14 protein-coding genes are annotated in these 19,658 nt (G+C 62.5%); 6 read left to right on the top strand and 8 right to left on the bottom strand.

From position 1 onward, the window contains the following. Positions 1–128 precede the first annotated feature (128 nt). Positions 129–2,231, bottom strand: a complete 2,103-nt coding sequence (locus QP965_RS06540) for a PhoX family protein (protein WP_284844446.1) — start codon at positions 2,229–2,231, stop codon at positions 129–131. A 190-nt stretch (positions 2,232–2,421) separates the two neighbouring features. Here QP965_RS06540 and lysS point away from each other — a divergent pair, with 190 nt between their 5' ends. Next, complete coding sequence (gene lysS, locus QP965_RS06535; RefSeq protein WP_284844445.1) at positions 2,422–3,999, top strand: lysine--tRNA ligase; 1,578 nt, start codon at positions 2,422–2,424, stop codon at positions 3,997–3,999. A 62-nt stretch (positions 4,000–4,061) separates the two neighbouring features. Here the strand turns inward: lysS and crtI are convergent, their stop codons facing one another. The 3 genes from crtI to QP965_RS06520 all read right to left on the bottom strand — a co-directional run bounded on the left by crtI (position 4,062) and on the right by QP965_RS06520 (position 8,660). Further along, positions 4,062–5,591 (bottom strand): phytoene desaturase family protein, encoded by a 1,530-nt coding sequence (crtI, locus tag QP965_RS06530; RefSeq protein ID WP_284844444.1) that lies wholly within the window; start codon positions 5,589–5,591, stop codon positions 4,062–4,064. A 10-nt stretch (positions 5,592–5,601) separates the two neighbouring features. After that, entirely contained in the window at positions 5,602–6,477 is an 876-nt protein-coding gene (locus tag QP965_RS06525) for a phytoene/squalene synthase family protein (protein ID WP_284844443.1), read from the bottom strand. A gap of 746 nt (positions 6,478–7,223) precedes the next feature. Further along, positions 7,224–8,660 (bottom strand): GuaB1 family IMP dehydrogenase-related protein, encoded by a 1,437-nt coding sequence (locus tag QP965_RS06520; protein WP_284844442.1) that lies wholly within the window; start codon positions 8,658–8,660, stop codon positions 7,224–7,226. A 112-nt stretch (positions 8,661–8,772) separates the two neighbouring features. On the opposite strand from QP965_RS06520, the gene QP965_RS06515 reads away from it, so the two are divergent. Then, on the top strand, positions 8,773–10,194 hold the full coding sequence (locus QP965_RS06515; RefSeq protein ID WP_284844441.1) for an MDR family MFS transporter: 1,422 nt from the start codon (positions 8,773–8,775) through the stop codon (positions 10,192–10,194). A 13-nt stretch (positions 10,195–10,207) separates the two neighbouring features. Here the strand turns inward: QP965_RS06515 and QP965_RS06510 are convergent, their stop codons facing one another. Then, positions 10,208–11,407 carry a serine/threonine protein kinase gene (locus QP965_RS06510; protein ID WP_284844440.1) on the bottom strand — a complete coding sequence of 400 codons (1,200 nt, stop codon included), beginning with the start codon at positions 11,405–11,407 and terminating at the stop codon, positions 10,208–10,210. Between the two features lie 217 nt (positions 11,408–11,624). On the opposite strand from QP965_RS06510, the gene QP965_RS06505 reads away from it, so the two are divergent. Then, a complete protein-coding gene (locus QP965_RS06505; protein ID WP_284844439.1) occupies positions 11,625–14,393 on the top strand; it encodes an ATP-dependent Clp protease ATP-binding subunit in 2,769 nt (922 codons plus the stop codon). A gap of 89 nt (positions 14,394–14,482) precedes the next feature. Here the strand turns inward: QP965_RS06505 and QP965_RS06500 are convergent, their stop codons facing one another. Continuing rightward, on the bottom strand, positions 14,483–15,679 hold the full coding sequence (locus tag QP965_RS06500) for a lipase family protein (RefSeq protein ID WP_284844438.1): 1,197 nt from the start codon (positions 15,677–15,679) through the stop codon (positions 14,483–14,485). A 73-nt stretch (positions 15,680–15,752) separates the two neighbouring features. Here QP965_RS06500 and QP965_RS06495 point away from each other — a divergent pair, with 73 nt between their 5' ends. Next, positions 15,753–15,923, top strand: a complete 171-nt coding sequence (locus tag QP965_RS06495; RefSeq protein ID WP_080970400.1) for a DUF4236 domain-containing protein — start codon at positions 15,753–15,755, stop codon at positions 15,921–15,923. A gap of 56 nt (positions 15,924–15,979) precedes the next feature. On the opposite strand, the gene QP965_RS06490 is transcribed toward QP965_RS06495, so the two are convergent. Continuing rightward, positions 15,980–16,840 (bottom strand): iron-sulfur binding domain-containing protein, encoded by an 861-nt coding sequence (locus QP965_RS06490; protein ID WP_005325704.1) that lies wholly within the window; start codon positions 16,838–16,840, stop codon positions 15,980–15,982. Positions 16,841–16,875: 35 nt separating this feature from the next. Between QP965_RS06490 and QP965_RS06485 the strand changes: the two genes are divergently transcribed. Further along, entirely contained in the window at positions 16,876–17,490 is a 615-nt protein-coding gene (locus QP965_RS06485) for a carbonic anhydrase (protein WP_284768851.1), read from the top strand. Between the two features lie 64 nt (positions 17,491–17,554). Further along, positions 17,555–18,259: a flagellar basal body-associated FliL family protein gene (locus tag QP965_RS06480; RefSeq protein WP_284844437.1), complete on the top strand. Its 705-nt coding sequence runs from the start codon at positions 17,555–17,557 to the stop codon at positions 18,257–18,259. Between the two features lie 3 nt (positions 18,260–18,262). On the opposite strand, the gene radA is transcribed toward QP965_RS06480, so the two are convergent. Further along, positions 18,263–19,633, bottom strand: a complete 1,371-nt coding sequence (gene radA, locus QP965_RS06475) for a DNA repair protein RadA (RefSeq protein ID WP_284787331.1) — start codon at positions 19,631–19,633, stop codon at positions 18,263–18,265. Positions 19,634–19,658 lie beyond the last annotated feature (25 nt).

The following is a 19,658-nucleotide window of genomic DNA, read 5'->3' as shown; positions in this document are numbered from 1 at the left end:
GGTGGATTTATATTTTGAAGGCGTTTGGGGCGCAGTGCTCCATGTGGCCGGCAGGGAAAACAACAGCGCGGCCCCAGTTCCAGTGGAGGAACGTGGGCCGCGCGGTGGGTGCTTAAACCAGGTGGTGGTTACTTCTTATCGACGCCGATGTTGCCGTCCTTCTTCCACACCACAACCACTGCCGGGCGAGGAGTAGACTTGCCACCCTCTGGCCAGTGGGAGGTCTGCTTTTCAAAGGTGGCGTCATCGGTCTCGCCTGGGTGCTGAACGTTGACCATCACGCGCTCATCGGTGACGATGGGGCCACAGGTCTCGGCGCCTGCCGGGACCGTCAGGAAGCACTTGAGCTCACCGCGGGTATCGCCCTCAGTGGTCACGGCGTAGAGGCCATCGTTGGACTCAAGGGCGTTGCCGTCGGTGGAGATCCACAGGTTGCCGTGGCTGTCGAAGGCCAGGTTATCCGGGCAGGAAATCGGGGAGACCTTCTCCTTGTCAAAGCCACCAAAGTAGGTATTTGCTTCCTTCGGATCACCACAGACCAGGAAGAGGTTCCAGGTGAACTTCTCGCCAGCGTGGTCATCTTCAATCTCCATGACCAGGCCGTTCTTGTTCTCCTTGATAGGAGCCCACTCCATCGGCTCTTCCTTGTTCTTCTTGGCATTCTCGCCGGTAGCGCCGCGGTAGGAGTTATTGGTCAGGGCCACGTAGACCTTCTCGGAGTCTGGGTGAACCTGCATGTCCTCCGGGCGGTCCATCTTGGTGGCGCCCACCTTATCGGCGGCCTCACGGGTGTAGACGGCAACCTCTTCGGCAGACATGCCATCAACGTGGGACTCGAACTTGTTGTTCTCCGTATCGGAGGTCAGCAGCTTGATCCATTCGCCCTTGCCGTCAAAGGCGCCATCCTCTGGCAGCACGCCGGAGCCGTCAATCTCGTCCTCTGGGGAGTTGCCCTCTACCTTGGCCACGTACAGGGTGCCGTGGTCCAAGATGGTGAGGTTGTGCTCGATGTCGCCTTCTTTGTGCTTCTTGGTAGAGATGAACTTGTAGATGTACTCGAAGCGGGAGTCATCGCCGGAGTAGCACACGACGGTGCCATCGGATGCGATGTGGATGTTGCCTGCCTCATGCTTGAAGCGTCCCAGCGCGGTGTGCTTGATCGGGGTGGACTTCGGGTCCAGTGGGTTGATTTCTACGATCCAGCCGAAGCGGTTGGGCTCATTCGGCTCCTTGGAGACGTCGAAGCGCTTATCAAAGCGCTCCCACTTGCGCTGGGATTCGCCATCTTCCATGCCGAAGCGCTCGAGGGATTCCTGCGCCTTCTTGTCATCCAGGTTGGCGTGAGCGAAGTACTGGTCAAAATTCTCCTCGCCGGAGAGCATGGTGTTCCACGGGGTGATGCCGCCGGAGCAGTTATTCAGGGTGCCCTTGACCTTCTTGCCGGTCTTATCTGCGGAGGTCTTGACGTAATCGGAGCCGGCCGCTGGGCCAACCAGGGTGAACTCGGTCGTGGCGGTAATGCGGCGGTTGAGCGGGCCGAACTCGCGCTTGAGTTCACCGGTATCGCCTACCTTGGACACCTCCACGATGGAGTGGCCGTGGCCAGCCCAGCCGATCTTGGCCTGCTCCTCGGTGGGGTTATCCGCATCGTAGTTGGGGAACATCTGCGGCTCGGTGGTGTACTCGTGGGAGCAGACGTAGATAAGGCGGTTGTCATCGTCCGGGTGCTCGATAAGGCCAGCGAAGTCATTGTTGAAGCCGAATTGCTTCTCGGCTGCCTCGGCGGTCTGGTTCTTGTCATCGAATTCCGGCGCGTCCTCAAACAGTGGATCGCCCCAGGCAATGAGGACGGACTGCTCGTAGCCATCCGGGATGACCACTTCGTCCTTCTCGTTCGGCTGTACTGGGTCGAACTTCATGCCCTCTGCGGAGGTGAGCTCAACGTTCGCCTCAGAGGTCTTGCCACCCTTTCCTTCGGAGGAAGAAGCCTCGTTGGACGCATCATCCGGGTTGGAGCAGGCCGCCAGAGCAGCGCCGCCGCCAACGGTTACGACAGACAGGCTGCCCGCACGCAGCGCGGTACGGCGGGAGAACTGGTCAGCAAAGTACGGGTTATTGGACTTGTTCTCGCACTCGCCAAAGCAGGCATTACCGCACTTGTAGGTGCAGGTCAGGCTGGAACGAGAGGATGCAAAGAGGCTAGAGAGAAGGTTGCGGCCTTTAAGCGCCATTATTACTGCTCCAAAAAGGGTTGAAAATATTGTTTAGACACGGGGACAGCCATTTATATAAGGGGATCTCAGTAACTGTGCGTTGGCGCTGAGGTGACGGTGAAGTGAATTCTGCGTAAATCTTTTCTGGGGTGAAGGTGGCGTGGGCTAAATCGCGTGCTGCGGTGGGGATCGACTACCCTAGGCTAACGTGAGCGAGCAGAAGAATAATGAAGTAAACGATGTCCCTGAGCAGCTGCGCATCCGCCGCGAGAAGCGCGATCGCCTGCTGGAATCCGGCGTAGAGGCCTACCCGGTCACCGTTGAGCGCACCATCTCTTTGAAGGATTTGCGCCACGATTTTCGTGTAGTGGCCGAGGGCGAAGAGCCGGGCGCCGAAGAAGGCGTGACCTACCTGGCCCCAGGCGAGGAAACCGAGGTAACCCACGCCATTGCCGGCCGCCTTATCTTTATGCGCAATACCGGCAAGTTGTGCTTTGCCACCCTGCAAGATGGCGACGGCACCCAGGTGCAGGCCATGCTTTCTTTGGCTGAGGTAGGCAAGGAGCGCCTCGACGCTTGGAAGTCCGATGTTGACTTGGGCGATTTCATCTCCGTGCGCGGCCGCGTAATTTCCTCCCGCCGCGGCGAGCTGTCCATCATGGTCTCCGAGTGGACCATGGCCGCTAAGTCCCTGCGCCCGCTGCCGGTGTCCTTCGCCGATATGGCAGAAGATACCCGTGTGCGCCAGCGCTATAACGACCTCATTATCCGCGAAGAGGCCCGCAAGAACGCCATGATCCGCGTGAAGGTCATGCGCGCGCTGCGCAACTACCTGGAAAGCCAGGACTTCGTTGAAATCGAGACCCCGATGCTGCAGACCCTGCACGGTGGCGCGGCCGCTCGCCCGTTTATCACCCACTCCAATGCGCTGGATATTGACCTCTATCTGCGCATTGCGCCGGAGCTGTACTTGAAGCGTGCCGTCGTCGGCGGCATTGACCGCGTCTTCGAAATCAACCGAAACTTCCGCAACGAGGGCGTGGACCGTTCTCACTCGCCGGAGTTCGCCATGCTCGAGACCTACGCTGCATGGGGAGACTACGACGATTGCGCCCGCATGACGCGCGAGTCCATCCAGGCCGTAGCCCGCGACGTCTTTGGCTCTACCACCGTCACGCTGGCGGATGGCACCGAGTTCGACTTCGGCGGCGAAGAGTGGCCCGAAATCGAGATGTACCCTTCCCTCAATGAGGCCCTGCAGCGCAAGTTCCCGGGCCAGCCGGAGGTCACCATCGATACCGACGTCGAGACGCTCAAGGGCATTGCAGACGTCATCGGCCTTGACGTCCCCAAGGATGGCGGCTGGGGCCACGGCAAGCTAGTGGAGGAAATCTGGGAGATCCTGTGCGAGGACCAGCTGGAAGGCCCCATCTTTGTCAAGAACTTCCCGGTTGAGACCTCCCCACTGACCCGTCAGCACCGTTCCAAGCCGGGCGTGACCGAGAAGTGGGATCTCTACGTCCGCGGCTTTGAGCTGGCAACCGGCTACTCCGAGCTGGTGGACCCGGTTATCCAGCGCGAGCGCTTTGAGGATCAGGCCCGCCTGGCCGCCGGTGGCGATGACGAGGCAATGGTGCTGGACGAGGACTTCCTTGCTGCAATGGAGCAGGGCATGCCGCCTACGGCCGGCACCGGCATGGGCATGGACCGCCTGCTGATGGCCCTGACCGGCCTGGGCATCCGTGAAACCGTGCTCTTCCCACTGGTTAAACCAGAGCAGAAGTAGCCACTCAGCGGCCAATCGCTAGCCGTCAGCCCCTGAGGCTGGCGGCTTTTGCCGTGCCTGGGCTAGTGCGAAAGCGGCCCGGCGGATTTATCACCACGCAGGCGCTTAATAATGTTCTCGGCCGAAATCAGACACATCGGCACGCCCACGCCCGGCACGGTGGTGGCACCCGCGTAGTAGAGGCCGCCGACCTTGCGCGAGGCGTTGCGCCCGCGCAAGAACGCCGATTGTCGCAGCGTGTGCGCGGGCCCGATAGAACCGGCCGACCAAGCATGGTAGCGCTCGGCAAAATCGGCCGGGCCGAGCGTGCGCTTGACGACGACCCTGTCTACCAAATCCGGCACCCCGGCCGTGGCTGCGATGTGGTCGAGGGCGGCGTCGGCAATCGCGGCAACGCGCTCGGATTCCTCTGCGTGGTAGGCATTGCCGAACCCGGGCGCCTCCGCGGCCGGCACTGGCACCAGAATGAAGAGGTTTTCGTAGCCCGCGGGCGCTACGTTCGGGTCGGTGGCCGAGGTCTTGGACACGTAGATGGACTGCGAGGCACCCAACGGCCGGGAAGGCTCCGGACCGGAATAGACGGCGCGGAAATCCGGATCCCAATCCTGGCTAAAAAGCAGCGTATGGTGCGCTAGTTCTGGCAGCTCGCCCTTTACCCCGGCCAAAACGAGCACGGTGCCCAGACCTGGATTGCGCCGGCCCCAGTAGCGCTCCGGGTAGGTGCGCAACTGTGGTGGCAATAATTGGGTCTCGGTGTGGTGCACGTCCGCCGCCGACACCACAATATCGGCGTGGATAGCGCCCTTATTCGTGCGCACGCCCGTGACCTGACGATTGGCGACCTTGATGGAAGTAACCTCCTCGCCCAAGCGGAAGGTGGCGCCGAATTTCTGTGCCTGCCGGTAGATGGCCTGGACCACGGCCGCGAACCCACCCTGCGGGTAGCGAACGCCCTCCACCAGGTCGGTGTGGCTCATCAAAGAATACAGTGCCGGTGCAGCGGCCGGCTCGGAGGACAAAAAGACCGCCGGGTAACTCAAGATTTGGCGCAGGCGGGCATCAGAAAACGTCCGGCCCACATGTTGCTTTAGGTTCGCCGTAAGCAACGCCACCAACTGGGAAAGCCGGCTGCGGATATCGCGGTGCACCAGGTTCAGCGGCGCGGAGAAGGTGGTGTAAAGGAAGTGCTTAAGCGCCATCTCGTAGGTATCGCTGGCCTGCGCTAAGTACTCGCGAACTTTCTCCCCCGCGCCGGGCTCGAGTGACTCGAAAAGCGCGGTGACTTCCTCGATGCCGGAGCGTACATCCACCGGCGTATCGCCATGAAAGACGCGGTAGGCGGGGGAGAGGTCGACCAAGTCCAGCTCCGCCTCGGTGGAGGTGCCGCACAGCGCAAAGAAGTGATCGAATGCCTCGGGCATGAGGTACCACGACGGGCCGGTATCCCAGCGGAAGCCAGCCTCCGCAAAGCTGCCGGCGCGCCCGCCTACCTCATCCAGCGAGTCCACAACGGTGACCTCGTAGCCCTCGCGGCCGAGCAAAGCGGCGGTGGCGAGTCCGGCGATGCCGGCTCCAATGACGACGGCGTGCATGACGTTCTCCTTAGTTTTCGGCCGTGGGCGATGTCTGGCTGCTGTGGCCGCGACGGTGCACCGCGCGGGCCGCGAGCCAAGCCTTGGTGTGGTTCGGAACGGATACCCGCGTAGTGGCAAGCGCCGTAGCTGGAGTGGCGGCAAGGCGATTGGTGAGCTCAGCAAAGATATCCGCCGCCGCGCTCACCCCCACCCGTGCAGAGGCCGGCAGCAAGTCGATGGTGAGCGCGGCGGCGGCGAGCTCTCGGCGGATCTCTGCGATGAGCGCGGACTTGGTGGCCTCATCAATTCGTCCCGATGGGGCCTGCTGAAAATAGGTGCGGCCCAAAGTGGAACTATCCTCGCGCAGGTCACGAAGGAAATTAATCTTCTGAAAGGCTGACCCTAGCGCGCGGGCGCCGCGCTCCATGGCGGCGCGGTCGGTGGGGGAGACGTCCTCCTCGGCCAAGAAAATTTGCAGGCACAATAGCCCAATGACTTCCGCTGAGCCGTAGATATAGTCCTGTAGCTCCGACGGGGAATATTCGCGCTGGGTCAGGTCCGTGCGCATGGAGCTAAAGAAGGCCGCAAGATGTTCCTCGTGGAAGCCGCAGCGGCGAGCGGTAATGGCATAAGCGTGCACAACCGGGTCGGTGTGCAGTCGCTGCTGCGGCGCGGCCAAGATGGTCTGCTCGTAGGCATCCAGCGCGGCGGCGGGTTCGGTGTGGGCTTGGGCTGCGGCGCCGTCGACAAGCTCATCTGCAATGCGCACCACCGCGTACAGGTGGCGGATATCGGCGCGCACCCGCCCGCGCAAAAGCCGCGTGGCCAGGGAGAAACTGGTGGAGTACTGCCCCATAACCTGCGCGGCCGCGCGGGAGGCCGCTTGGTCATAGCGAGTCAACATATCTGTCAACGTAGCACGTGCTGAGCGGAGGGCTTCTAGGGACGCTGGCTTCTTAGCACTCGAACTCTTGACTGTTCGAGTATCCAGGAGGCCGCTTCCGGGGAGATCCAGGAACAAACTTTGTGAAGTGCTGCTGATATGTTGTCCAATTCCTTCTCTTCCATGTCGCGGCAGTCCCTAATGATGGGTTCATGGTGGGCTGCTCTGTTTCGAAAGGTGTAAATGGTTTGTACTTGAGCCTCGAAATCCTTTCGGGAAACCCGTGAGGAAAAGGTGGAGTGAAGGCATGGCCATATCGTCGTCTGATAAGTCGTGGTCAACAGGTATCGCCAGAAATCAAAATTCAATTCTGCGATTACCTTTCCTGTGTTCCGATTCTTATTGAAATTGGTGCGTCTCTGGGCTTTTGTTATTGCTTTCTTGGATTGGGAAGTGAAAGGAATTTTTGGGGAGTCAAACCACTCGGGGCCGTACTTGGCCGAGAGTGCTGTGTCTATGTGGTTCCTCAGAAGTACCTCAGCGTGCTGAATATCTTCTAGGAATGCTTTCGAGACGCGAGTGTTCCATAGATAAAGAGCCGCCGGGTCAGGATGATCGAGAAACCTTTTCATTCTGGGAGCTGAAAACCATTCAATTAGCTGGCGTTGGGTAGCTGATTGAGGCGTCATGGCTCCCATGGTAGTGTTGCATTTGAAAGCCCCAGAGCGATCCCTGCAGGCCATCTGCACATCACTGGGGTTATTGTTTTAGCGGTTCGTGGCGCGTGGCTGCCCCTCGGCAAAGCCGGCGGCGGACTGCACGCCTACGGTGGCGTGCTCGCGGAAGGCGACCAAGGAATCGGCGCCGGCGTAGGTGCACGAGGAACGCACGCCAGAGACAATCCGGTCCACCAGGTGCTCCACACCGCCGTGCTCGGGGTCGAGGTAGATGCGAGAGGTAGAAATGCCCTCTTCGAACATCTCGCGGCGGGCGCGTTCAAAGGCCTCGGTATCGGAATTGCGGCCGCGCACCGCCCGGCGTGAAGCCATACCGAAGGACTCTTTATAAAAGGCGCCGTCGGCATCCTTGTGCAGGTCACCTGGGGATTCAAAGGTGCCGGCGAACCAGGAGCCGATCATGACATTGGAGGCACCCGCGGCAAGTGCGAGGGCGACATCGCGCGGGTCGCGCACGCCGCCGTCGGCCCAAACATGGGCGCCAACCTCGCGGGCGGCTGCAGCACACTCTAGGACGGCCGAGAACTGCGGGCGGCCCACGCCAGTCTGCATGCGGGTGGTGCACATCGCGCCCGGGCCCACACCGACCTTGATAATGTCCGCGCCGGCCGCGGCCAGCTCGCGCACACCCTCGGCCGTGACAATATTGCCGGCGGCAATGGGAAGTCCCAGATCCAGCGCCTTAACCTTGCGCAGCGCGGTGAGCATGCTTTCCTGATGTCCGTGTGCAGTATCGATGACGAGGACGTCAGCACCGGCCTCCGCTAGAGCACGGGCGCGACCTTCCACGTCACCGTTGATGCCCACCGCAGCACCGATGTGTAAGCGGCCTTGCTTGTCGACGCCCGGCCTATACATCTTTGCCCTTACCGCACCCTTCCTCGTGAGGATTCCAGCCAAGGTGCCATCCGGGTTGACCACCGGGGCTAGCTTGCGGGAGGTCTTGCGCAGCTTGGTAAAGGCCTCCTGTGGGTCAATGCCCACCGGCAACGTTACCAAGTCGGTGGTCATCAGCTGGCCAACGGCGGTGAAGTTATCCTGCCCGCGCAGGTCCTTCGGCGTGATGATGCCGATGGGCATGTCCCCCTCGACCACGATGGCGGCACCATGGGCGCGCTTGTGCAAAAGGTTGCTGGTATAGCCCACGGTGTGGTGCGGCTTGACGGTAATTGGGGTGTCATAGACCAAGTCCGCCGCCTTCACAGAGGCGATGGTTTCTGCGGCCGCTTCTAAAGAGAGGTCCTGTGGCAGGATGGTCAGGCCGCCGCGCCGGGCGATGGTCTCGGCCATGCGGCGTCCGGCCACGGCGGTCATATTGGCCACGATGAGCGGGATGGTATTTCCGGTGCCGTCCTCAGTGGTGAGGTCTACCGATTGGCGCGAGCCTACCTCGGAGTGGCTCGGGACCATAAATACGTCCGAGTAGGTCAATTCGTACGGCGGATGGGAATCGTTGAGAAAACGCACTGGGGTGTACCTCGCTTTAGGTTCGGGTGACGCGGTCTCACCGCGCAGATGAAGACATTAAAACTATACTCCTCGACTTTCCCCGCACCCGCGGCCTCAGTATCCTGTCTGGGTGTCTCAGAAACCAGATCCCCACATTTCCGCAGAGGTAAAAATCAACCTCACCATCCTCGTCCTCGGCGCGATGGTGATGATCCTGAACGAGACCGCCCTGTCGGTGGCGCTGCCCACCATCATGGCGGACTTCGGCATCCCCGCGACCTCCGCCCAGTGGCTGCTTACCGGTTTCCTCCTCACCATGGGCGTGGTTATCCCAACCACCGGCTTTCTTATGGATAAGTTCACCACCCGGCAGATCTTCTTGGCCTCGTCGGGCGTTTTTCTTGCCGGTACGGTGTTGGCGGCGCTCGCCCCGGCCTTCGGCGTGCTGCTGGTGGGCCGCGTATTCCAGGCGGCCGGCACCGCCTTGATGATCCCCACCCTGATGACGGTGGCGATGACCCTCGTCCCGCCGCAGCGCCGCGGCAGCGTCATGGGCATTATCTCCGTGGTCATTTCCGTCGCCCCGGCGCTCGGCCCCACCGTAGGTGGCTTCGTGTTGAGCATGTCTAGCTGGCACGTCATTTTCTGGACCATGGTGCCGCTGCTTGGCCTCATCTGCGCCGCCGGCTATTTCCGCCTGGTCAACGTGGGAGATAAGCGCGATACCCCGCTGGACTTCCCGTCCGTCGTCCTGTCCGTCATCGCCTTTGGCGGATTGGTCTACGCCGTATCGTCCCTGGAAAACATGCTGGAGGGCGATGGCCTCGTAGACATCGTCGTTCTCATCGTCGGCCTCGTGGCCTTGGCGCTTTTCACCCGCCGTCAGCTGCGCCTGGCCAAGGACAATCGCGCTCTTTTGGACATGCGCCCGTTTACGGTTCCCAACTTCACCGTGGCGGTACTAGGCATGCTGCTCATGTTTGGGCTATTGCTCGGCGTGGTCAATATCCTGCCCATCTACCTGCAGACCTCTCTGGCGGTAAGCTCGCTGTTCACCGGGCTCGTTGTCATGCCTGGCGGCTTGCTCCAAGGCGGCATCTCGCCGATGGTCGGCCGCCTCTATGACATCCACGGGCCCCGCCCACTCATGATCCCCGGCGCCCTGCTCCTAGCCGCGGGCACGTGGCTGATGACCCTGCTCAACGAGGACAGTGCGGTATGGATGGTCATTGGCATGCATATCCTTTTTGCCCTGGGCATTGCGCTCATGATGACGCCGCTGATGACGACGTCCCTGGCCTCCCTGCCAGACGAGCTCTACTCGCACGGCTCCGCCATCCTCAATACCCTGCAGCAGCTGGCGGGTGCGGCAGGCACTGCCTTCCTGATGACCTTCCTGACCCGTGGCACCAAGTCCGGTGCGGCCCAAGGCATGAACGAGGCAGCCGCGACGGCTCACGGCGCGCACTGGGCCTTCCTTTTTGCCGGCGTGCTTTCGCTGGTGGTCGTTGTGCTGGCCCCGTTCCTCAAGCGCGTACCCTCCGCGGAATAAGCACGAGGACAAATTAAGAGGCGCACAGCGGCAGGTTCAGCCGCTCCTCTTCAGCCTTATCGCCCCACACCAGGAATGCGGACTGGGTGCCTTCCACGGCCATCACGTAGGTCGGAACATCCGCGGTGGTCTCAAAGCTTTGGATGGTGCATTGGTCATTGGAAAGCTCGACCGGTTCGGCGTCGGGAAGCATGGCATCGCGCTCCTCCACGCTGGGGTAGTAGGTCACGATGTAGTTGAACCCATCGCCCACGCAGGAAATCTTGGCCTCCTGGCCAGGCTCCGGCTCGCGCGAGGAGCACTTAGCCCCATCGAAGCCGTCCTGGCCGCTGCGGGAGCCCACCAAGTCCGGATACGCATCCGCGAGGTTTTGCTCCTTATCATTCCAGCTGGGGTAGTACAGGAAGAACCACAGCGCGGCCGCAGCAGCAATCGCGGCCACCGCCAGCACCGTGATGAGCGCAATGAGCCCGCCCTTGCCCTTCTTCTTCGGCGCGGGTGCCAGCGGTTGCTGCGGCTGCGCCATGGGCTGGGCCATCGGTGGCGGCTGTTGCGGCGGAGCAAACTGCTGCTGAGGGCGTGGCTCCGGCTCCTGCACACGGGGAATCTGCGCGGTATCAAACTCGCGCTGCGGGCGCAGGTGCTCCACCACATCCTTGGCGCTCTCTGCCGTGCCAGTGGGCTTATACTCCGGGCACTTCTGGGCGACGAGCTCTTCAAACGCCGCCACCGCATCGCCGTGCTCTTCGCCGGACGGACCGGCCGCAGCCAGCACCGAAACCTGGCGTTGCTTATCGACGCCCACCCGGGCCTCCCTTAGCCCATGCACCGCAAAGTCTGCCCGGCCGCGGGAAATTAGGAAGTCCACTGCACCCGCCAGTGGACCAAAGACGTCGGCGGCCTCCTCGTGGCTGAGATTATTGGGCAGCTCAGAAAGTTGGGTTCCGGAAGTCCCTTCGCGCACGATGAATTCCTGCCCGTCCGCGGTGGTGCCCGTGCCCACCAGCGGCGCGATGGCTGGGTGGTGCAACCCATGCAGTGCCGTGGACTTGTCCACCACTCCGGAAATTTCCGGCGCGAAGATTTCCACGCTCAGCTGCTGGTGCGTGCTTCCATCTTCGACCACAAAGAGGGTAGACGATGGCGCCTCATCCAACACGGCCAATTCGTGCAGGTTGTGCTGGGTGGCAAAGAACTCAGGAAGCTGGGGCACGGTCGCGACGTCCTTAAATAGTGGGGAGGGGCAGGGAACAAAAACGATTCTAGATTACATGCCCATGCCCCTGTTCGCTACCGGCGTACACCCGTGTGAGCTGCGAATATGTCGGATTCTGGCGGTATTGTGGGCATCTGGGAACAAAACCGGAAATTATCGGCGGACTGCCGCGTTAGAGTGGGTATCACATTAGAAGCGAAAGTATAGGGGAATCATGTTCGAGAGGTTTACCGATCGTGCTCGCCGCGTCATCGTTTTGGCGCAGGAAGAAGCACGCATGCTTAACCACAATTACATCGGCACCGAGCACATCCTGCTCGGCCTTATCCATGAGGGCGAAGGCGTAGCCGCCAAGGCGCTGGAATCCATGGGTATCTCCCTGGAGGATGTCCGCCGCGAGGTCGAGGAAATCATCGGCCAGGGCAGCCAGCCGCACACCGGCCACATCCCCTTTACCCCACGCGCCAAGAAGGTCTTGGAGCTTTCCCTGCGCGAAGGTCTGCAGATGGGACACAAGTACATCGGTACTGAGTTCTTGCTATTGGGTCTCATCCGCGAGGGCGACGGCGTCGCCGCCCAGGTGCTGACCAAGCTCGGCGCCGACCTGCCGCGCGTGCGCCAGCAGGTTATCCAGCTGCTGTCCGGTTATGAGGGCGGCCAGCAGGAGGGCGGTTCCTCCAACGGCCAGGGCTCCGGTCCGATCGGCGCGGGTGCTGGTGCAGGTGCCGGCGCGGGCGGCCGTGGTGGCTCCGGCGGCTCCGGCGAGCGTTCCAATTCCCTGGTGCTCGACCAGTTCGGCCGCAACCTCACCCAGGCCGCGAAGGACGGCAAGCTCGATCCGGTCGTTGGCCGTGAGTCCGAGGTAGAGCGCATCATGCAGGTGCTGTCTCGCCGTACGAAGAATAACCCGGTGCTCATCGGTGAGCCGGGCGTTGGTAAGACCGCCGTCGTCGAGGGCTTGGCGCTCGACATCGTCAACGGCAAGGTTCCGGAGACCCTCAAGGATAAGCAGCTTTACTCGCTGGACTTGGGCTCCCTGGTTGCCGGCTCCCGTTACCGCGGTGACTTTGAGGAACGCCTGAAGAAGGTGCTCAAGGAGATTAACCAGCGCGGCGACATCATCTTGTTCATCGATGAGATCCACACCCTGGTTGGTGCTGGTGCTGCTGAAGGCGCCATCGATGCAGCCTCGCTGCTCAAGCCGAAGCTGGCTCGTGGCGAGCTGCAGACCATTGGTGCTACGACCCTTGAGGAATACCGCAAGCACATCGAAAAGGATGCCGCGCTGGAGCGCCGCTTCCAGCCGGTCAAGGTGGAGGAGCCTTCCCTGGATGACACCTTCTTGATCCTGAAGGGCCTGCGCGATAAGTACGAGGCGCACCACCGCGTGTCTTACACCGATGAGGCGCTGCATGCTGCAGCTTCCCTCTCGGATCGCTATATCAATGACCGTTTCTTGCCGGATAAGGCCGTTGACCTCCTCGATGAGGCTGGCGCCCGCATGCGTATCAAGCGCATGACCGCGCCGAAGGGCCTGCGCGAGGTCGATGACCGCATCGCTGAGGTCCGCAAGGAAAAGGAAGCGGCCATTGACGCCCAGGACTTTGAGAAGGCAGCCGGCCTGCGCGATAAGGAGCGCAAGCTGGGCGAGGAGCGCGCGGAGAAGGAAAAGCAGTGGCGCTCTGGCGACCTTGAGGAAATCGCCGAGGTAGGCGAGGACCAGATCGCCGAGGTTCTGGCGCACTGGACCGGCATCCCTGTACTGAAGCTGACGGAGAAGGAATCCAACCGCCTGCTCAACATGGAAGAGGAGCTGCACAAGCGCATTATTGGCCAGGACGAGGCGGTCAAGTCCGTCTCCCGCGCCATCCGCCGCACCCGTGCAGGCCTCAAGGATCCGCGCCGTCCGTCCGGTTCCTTCATCTTCGCCGGCCCGTCCGGTGTGGGTAAGACTGAGCTGTCGAAGTCCCTGGCTAACTTCCTCTTCGGTTCGGATGATGACCTCATCCAGATCGATATGGGTGAGTTCCACGATCGCTTCACCGCCTCCCGCCTCTTCGGTGCGCCTCCGGGATATGTCGGCTACGAAGAGGGTGGCCAGCTGACCGAGAAAGTTCGCCGTAAGCCGTTCTCTGTTGTGCTTTTCGATGAGATCGAGAAGGCCCACAAGGAGATTTACAACACCCTCCTGCAGGTGCTGGAAGATGGCCGACTTACTGACGGCCAGGGTCGCGTCGTCGACTTCAAGAACACTGTTCTCATCTTCACCTCGAACCTGGGCACCCAGGACATCTCGAAGCCAGTGGGCTTGGGCTTTACTGGTTCCTCCGAAAACGATGCGGATGCCCAGTACGATCGGATGAAGCAGAAGGTCAACGACGAGCTGAAGAAGCACTTCCGCCCAGAGTTCTTGAACCGTATCGATGACATCGTCGTCTTCCACCAGCTCACCCAGGAGCAGATTGTGGAGATGGTCGAGCTGCTCATCGGCCGCGTGGCTAAGCAGCTGGATGAGCGCGATATGGGCATCGAGCTCACGCAGAAGGCCAAGGACCTGCTGGCTAAGCGCGGCTTCGACCCGGTATTGGGTGCTCGTCCGCTGCGCCGCACCATCCAGCGCGAGATCGAGGATCAGCTCTCTGAGAAGATCCTCTTCGGCGAAATCGGCGCCGGCGAGATCATCACCGTCGACGTCGAAGGTTGGGACGGCGAGTCCAAGGACAACACGGGTGCGAAGTTCACCTTCAGCCCGCGCCCGAAGCCTCTGCCGGAGGATACCGAGGAGCCGCAGCTTGACGACGCCGAGGTGCGCGAGAATGACGCCGATTCCACCGATGCCGGCGAGCCCGACACCATCACTCCGGACGTTCCGGGCGATGGCGGCTCCACCGCCGCCGGAACCGACCTAGAGTCCGGCTCTGGTTCCGACTCCGATGACGACGGCCACAACCCGCCGCCAGCAGGCGCCGGCCAGCCGATGTAACTCTGGGCAACGATTAAAGCCACCCAGCACTTCGCTTCCTGCGAGGCTGGGTGGCTTTTTGTGTGCAGTTCCGCGGGCTCGGACCCCATTTAGCCAGCACAATTAGATGGCGCCGGTTTTCCGTTGAAGCGGTCAAAGAGGTACTTCAAGCCCACCGGGATATTGACGTAAAGCGGCAGCGCGTGGTCGGCGCCAGCGCCCGGGATGGTCGCGGTGCCTGGTGCGGCCATGAAGTCTACGGTTCCGCCCATCTGGCAGTAGGCTCCTGCGACGGCGCGGACCTGCTCGTGCGGGATGAGGTCATCGTGCGGCGAGCTGGCGATCATCGCCGGGCCCTTGAGCGGGTGCTTGCCCTGATTCTGCCGCAGCAAGGTTTCCTTGATGACGGGCTTGCGCTCTACGAGTTCGGATAGCGATTCCCCGGTGCGGGTGAGTTGGCGAGTGTTGGTAAAGCCCCACGTGAGGATGGAATCGCCGGTACAGGTGGTAGCCGCGGAGCGCAGAAAGTCGATGCCGCGGGGGTTTAATTCTTCAAGGACCGCATCGCGGAATTTGGGGTCACGCTCAGCAAAGCCATTGATGGCGTAGCCCAGCACGTGGACGATGGAAGAGCCGTCGATGGCCTTCATGACCTTGGGCAGGTCAGCCGGCGGGGCACCGGAGTAGGTTCCGGCCACGTTCAATTCGGGGGCATAAGAGTCGGCGAATTCCGCAGCGGCCAGTGAAGCGCCGCCGCCCTGCGAGTAGCCCGCAAACCCAATAGGGGAGTCCTGCGGAGCGTGCGCCAGTTCCAGGCCGGAGCGGGCGGCATCAAGCATGGCGTGTGCTTCTTCAATGTGATTAACGTAGGTGTGGTGCCCAGGCATACCGAGTCCGATAAGGTCCGCGACGATGACGCGAGCGCCATGCTGGAGTGCGCCCATATAGAAGCCGTATTCGTAGTTCGCATTGATAGTAGGGGAGCCGACCTTGCTTAGTCCCACTGAGCCCAGGCCCATGCCGGCGCGCGATGGTGCACACTGGTCTCCTGCGCCGCGAGTGCCGGGCGCAAAGATGATGGTGGGCCGCTCCCCCTTGCCGCGCCACGGCGCATTTGGCTCGTACAAGGTGGCTGAGGCCTGGACTGGCTTGCCGCCATCCGTGGTGGTGTCGTAGGTGAACGCCTGGCCGCGGCCGATGCCATCGAGTACGTGCGGCGAAGGCCGAGTCGAGGTTACCGCCGCATTTGCGGCCGGCGGCAGCAGGAGGGAGCCGAGGATTAGTGAACAAACTGTGAGGAGTCTCATACAAATCTTTTCCATGCCCAAAACCTACTGCGCAGTAGGAACGGTGGAAGTGGAATTGCTAAAATAAATGCTCATGGGACTTCAGTATCGTTCAAGAAAAAAGACCGGCAAGAATAGCTGGATCAACGTCTCCGGATCCGGCGCGTCGATGTCTACCAAGGTAGGACCGGTCACCTTCAATTCCCGCGGCGGCATGTGGGTGAACCTGCCGGGCGGATTCAATTTCCGCGGCCGCTGGCGTTAACCAGATTACACCCTCCGGATCGCGACCTGCGATTATAGCCGGCCATTATTAACCTCCTAAATAGGGAGGTGGAACAGGCCGGCGTCGTTTTGCTCGGCGAGGCCGTCGGCAAGCAGCGAAGCCAACGCCCGGGAGCGCTGTGCCGCATCGGGCCAGACCACGTCAATCTCGGACTGCGGCACCGGTCGCTCCGCCGCGCGCAGAACGTCCAGAATCTTGCCGCGCACCTGCCGGTCCGTGCCCACGAACTTCTGCACGCGCTTTTTCGCCCGTGCCTGCTCCTCTGCACTGGGCTGCGGCCGACCAGCGAGCTGCCACGCACAGCTCGCGCGCAGCGGACACTGCTCGCAGGAAGGATTCTTCGCCGTGCACACCAGCGCTCCCAATTCCATGAGCGCGGCCGAAAAACGCGGCCCGTTCTCGGCCGGCAACAGCTCCGCTACGGCCGCCAACTCCCGCTTCGACGGTTGCGGTGCCAAGAACCTACCGTCCTCCGCGCGCGCATACACTCGGCGCACATTGGTATCGACCACCGGTACGTTGACCCCATAGTGGAAGCAGGCCACGGCGCGCGCGGTGTAGTCACCGATGCCCGGCAGGCGCAGCAGCTTATCGACGTCCGCCGGTACCTCGCCCTCGCCAATGGCCGCCGCGCACTCCCACAGGCGCAGCGCGCGCCGCGGATAGCCCAGCTTGCCCCAGGCGCGCAGTACTTCTGCCCGGGTGGCCTGGGCAAAGTCCGCCGGGGTGGGCCAGCGCCGCATCCATTCCTCCCACACCGGAGCCACGCGCGCGACCGGCGTCTGCTGGCTCATGACCTCGCTGAGCAGCACACCCCACGCGCTCGTGCCAGGCCGGCGCCACGGCAGGTCGCGTTCATTGGCATCGAACCAGGAAAGAAGAGCTTGCGAATCCATCGTGGGAGATAGTCTAGGGCATTAGAATGTGGCCTATGCCTTTACGTAATGTTGCCCACGAACCGCAGGCCGTATGGGAGGCCCTCCAGGCGGGAAATCAGCGCGTGCTGGACGGCGAGACCGTCGACGTGCGCGAGATTTATAACCGCGAGGGCCTAACTCACGGCCAGGATCCCCGCGTGGTGGTCATTTCCTGTTCCGATTCCCGCGCCCCTATCGAGCACGTTTTCAACATCGGCTTCGGCGATGCCTTTGTCATCCGCACCGCGGGCCACATTCTTGACGACGCCGTCCTGGCCTCCCTCGACTACGCCCTCGCCGCCCTCAAGCCCAACCTTTTGGTGGTCCTCGGCCATCAATCTTGTGGCGCGGTCGGCGCGGCTACCGGTTTCGTGGCCGGCGGCGAACTGCCCACCGGCCTGCAGCGACCCATTATCGAGAAGGTCGCCGCCTCCGCGCTGGTGGCGGGCCCGAATGCCACGACTGACGACGTCGAGCGGGAACACACCCGCCAGACCGTCGCCCAGCTGGTGGCCAGCGTGCCCAACGTGCGCCGCCTATTAGACGAGCGCGTCCTGGGCGTTATTGGCGCGCGCTACCTGCTGGAAGACTCTAGCGTGGAAACCCTGCAGACCTTCGGGGTGGAATAACCCAGCCTGACACGCGGCGCGGGCTTAGCGCACCGGCCCGCACCCACCGCTTAAAATTGACAGCGTGACGCAGAAAAAGCCCCTACCTGAAGAGATCTACAAGCGCCGCCGCGTGGCGGCGCTCATCATCGTGCTCGTTCTGGCCGTGGTGCTGATCTGGGCGGCCGTGGCCGCCTTCGGGGGTAGCAGCGATGAGCCGGCCGATACCGCCGCCCCTGCGCCCACGCCGGAGCAGGCCTCGTCTTCTGCCGCCCCGGAGACCTCTGAGGCTACCTCGGAGACGGCTGCGGAGGCGTCGGCCGAGGGGGCGTCGGAAAGCAAGGCGGCCGAAAGCGAACCGTCGAGCGCTGCGCCTGCAAGCTCCGAAGCAGCAAAGAAGACCTGCGACCTCGCGGACCTCGACGTGCGCACCTCCATGCTGAACTACTCCGTTCCGGAAGGCGAGCTGCCGAAGTTCTTCATGACGGTCACCAATCCCACGGCCGCGGACTGCAAGATTGACCTGGACAAGAACCTGCTGCGCTTCGAGGTCTACAAGATGGCCGATAACCAGCGCGTGTGGTCCGATACGGATTGCTACGCCTCCGTGCAGACCGGCTCGCAAACCTTCCCGGCCGGCAAGGACGTGAAATTCGAGGCCGAATGGTCCCGCCAGGCCTCCAAGCCGGGCGAGTGTACCGATCGTCCCGCGGCCGAACCTGGGGCCTACTTCGCCCACACCGTCATCGGCGATAACTCCTCCCCGCCGCAGGACTTCACGCTGCGCTAGGCGCTATCCCGACACTGCGGCGATGGCCTGCCCCAGCGTCCCAGCCTGGTGCACGCGCATGCCCTCTACCGGCTCGATATCCCCGCGTGGGACAATCGCGTGCTTGTAGCCCAGCCGCGCGGCCTCCATCAAGCGCCGCTCCACATTGGGCACCGGCCGCAACTCGCCGGCCAGGCCCACCTCGCCGATGACCACCGTCTTGGCCGGCAGCGGCTGCTCGTGCAGCGAGGACCACGTTGCCAGCGCCACCGCCAGATCCGTGGCGGTTTCCGTAATCCGCATGCCACCCACCGTGGCGACATAAGCATCCTTATCGTTGGTGCGTTGGCCGGCGCGCGCCTGTAGTACCGCGAGCACCATCGGTACGCGGTTGGAGTCCAGTCCGGTCACCACGCGCCGCGGGTTCTTTGCTACCGGGTCCACCGTCAGCGCCTGCACCTCCGCGAGTATCGGCCGCACGCCGTCCATCGCGACCGTCACGGCCGAGCCATCCGGCGTCGTGCCGCGGTGCGAGAGAAAGAGCCCTGAGGGGTCCGCGACTTCCCGAATGCCGCCGGCCGTCTGCTCGAAGCAGCCCACTTCGTCGGTGGCGCCAAAGCGATTCTTGATGCCGCGCAGCATACGCAGGCTGGATTGGCGGTCGCCCTCGAAGTTCAAGACGACATCGACAAGATGCTCCAGCACGCGCGGGCCCGCCACGTTGCCGTCCTTGGTCACATGGCCCACCAGGAGCACCGGAATGCCGGTGGACTTCGCCAGTGAGGTCAGCGCGGCCGTCACCGCGCGCGATTGCGCCACGCCGCCCGATACGCCCTCCACGCCCACAGCGTGCATGGTCTGCACCGAATCGACGATAATGAGGCTCGGCTTAAGCTTATCCACGTGCCCAAAGACCGCATCCAGGTTGGACTCGGCCGCCAAGTACAGCGATTCCTGCAGCGCCCCGGTGCGTTCGGCGCGGGAGCGGACCTGGCCGGCGGATTCCTCGGCCGTCGCGTAGAGCACGGTGCGGCCGAGCTGGGCCCACCGCGAGGCTACTTCCAGCAGCAGCGTGGATTTGCCCACGCCGGGCTCGCCGGCCATAAGCACCACCGAACCCGGCACGATGCCGGTTCCAAGCACGCGGTCGAGCTCACCGATGCCGGTGCGCACCGTCTTTGTCGCCTGCGCCCCAATCTTGGTAATCGGCTGCGCCGGGCTGGACGGCGCTACGCCCTTGCTTGCCGACGCCCCCGCAGCCCCCGGCCCGGCCACCACCGGCGCCCGTTCCTCCAATGTGCCCCAGGACCCGCAGTCGGGGCAGCGCCCGAGCCACTTCGGCGAGACGTAGCCGCATTCGGAACATGTGTGGATAGGGCGAGATTTCTTGGCCATGGCTTCTAGCCTAAAACACATAAAC

The organism is Corynebacterium sp. MSK074, from assembly GCF_030229735.1.
Lineage (GTDB): Bacteria > Actinomycetota > Actinomycetes > Mycobacteriales > Mycobacteriaceae > Corynebacterium.
This window is presented reverse-complemented; position numbering and strand designations above follow the sequence as displayed.

What these genes read in the sequence shown, in the direction of transcription:
- radA (WP_284787331.1), bottom strand. Translation starts at nt 19,633, where the DNA reads ATGGCCAAGAAATCTCGCCCTATCCACACATGTTCCGAATGCGGCTAC.
- QP965_RS06500 (WP_284844438.1), bottom strand. Translation starts at nt 15,679, where the DNA reads ATGAGACTCCTCACAGTTTGTTCACTAATCCTCGGCTCCCTCCTGCTG.
- crtI (WP_284844444.1), bottom strand. Translation starts at nt 5,591, where the DNA reads ATGCACGCCGTCGTCATTGGAGCCGGCATCGCCGGACTCGCCACCGCC.
- QP965_RS06505 (WP_284844439.1), top strand. Translation starts at nt 11,625, where the DNA reads ATGTTCGAGAGGTTTACCGATCGTGCTCGCCGCGTCATCGTTTTGGCG.
- QP965_RS06485 (WP_284768851.1), top strand. Translation starts at nt 16,876, where the DNA reads ATGCCTTTACGTAATGTTGCCCACGAACCGCAGGCCGTATGGGAGGCC.
- QP965_RS06490 (WP_005325704.1), bottom strand. Translation starts at nt 16,840, where the DNA reads ATGGATTCGCAAGCTCTTCTTTCCTGGTTCGATGCCAATGAACGCGAC.
- QP965_RS06495 (WP_080970400.1), top strand. Translation starts at nt 15,753, where the DNA reads ATGGGACTTCAGTATCGTTCAAGAAAAAAGACCGGCAAGAATAGCTGG.
- QP965_RS06525 (WP_284844443.1), bottom strand. Translation starts at nt 6,477, where the DNA reads ATGTTGACTCGCTATGACCAAGCGGCCTCCCGCGCGGCCGCGCAGGTT.
- QP965_RS06540 (WP_284844446.1), bottom strand. Translation starts at nt 2,231, where the DNA reads ATGGCGCTTAAAGGCCGCAACCTTCTCTCTAGCCTCTTTGCATCCTCT.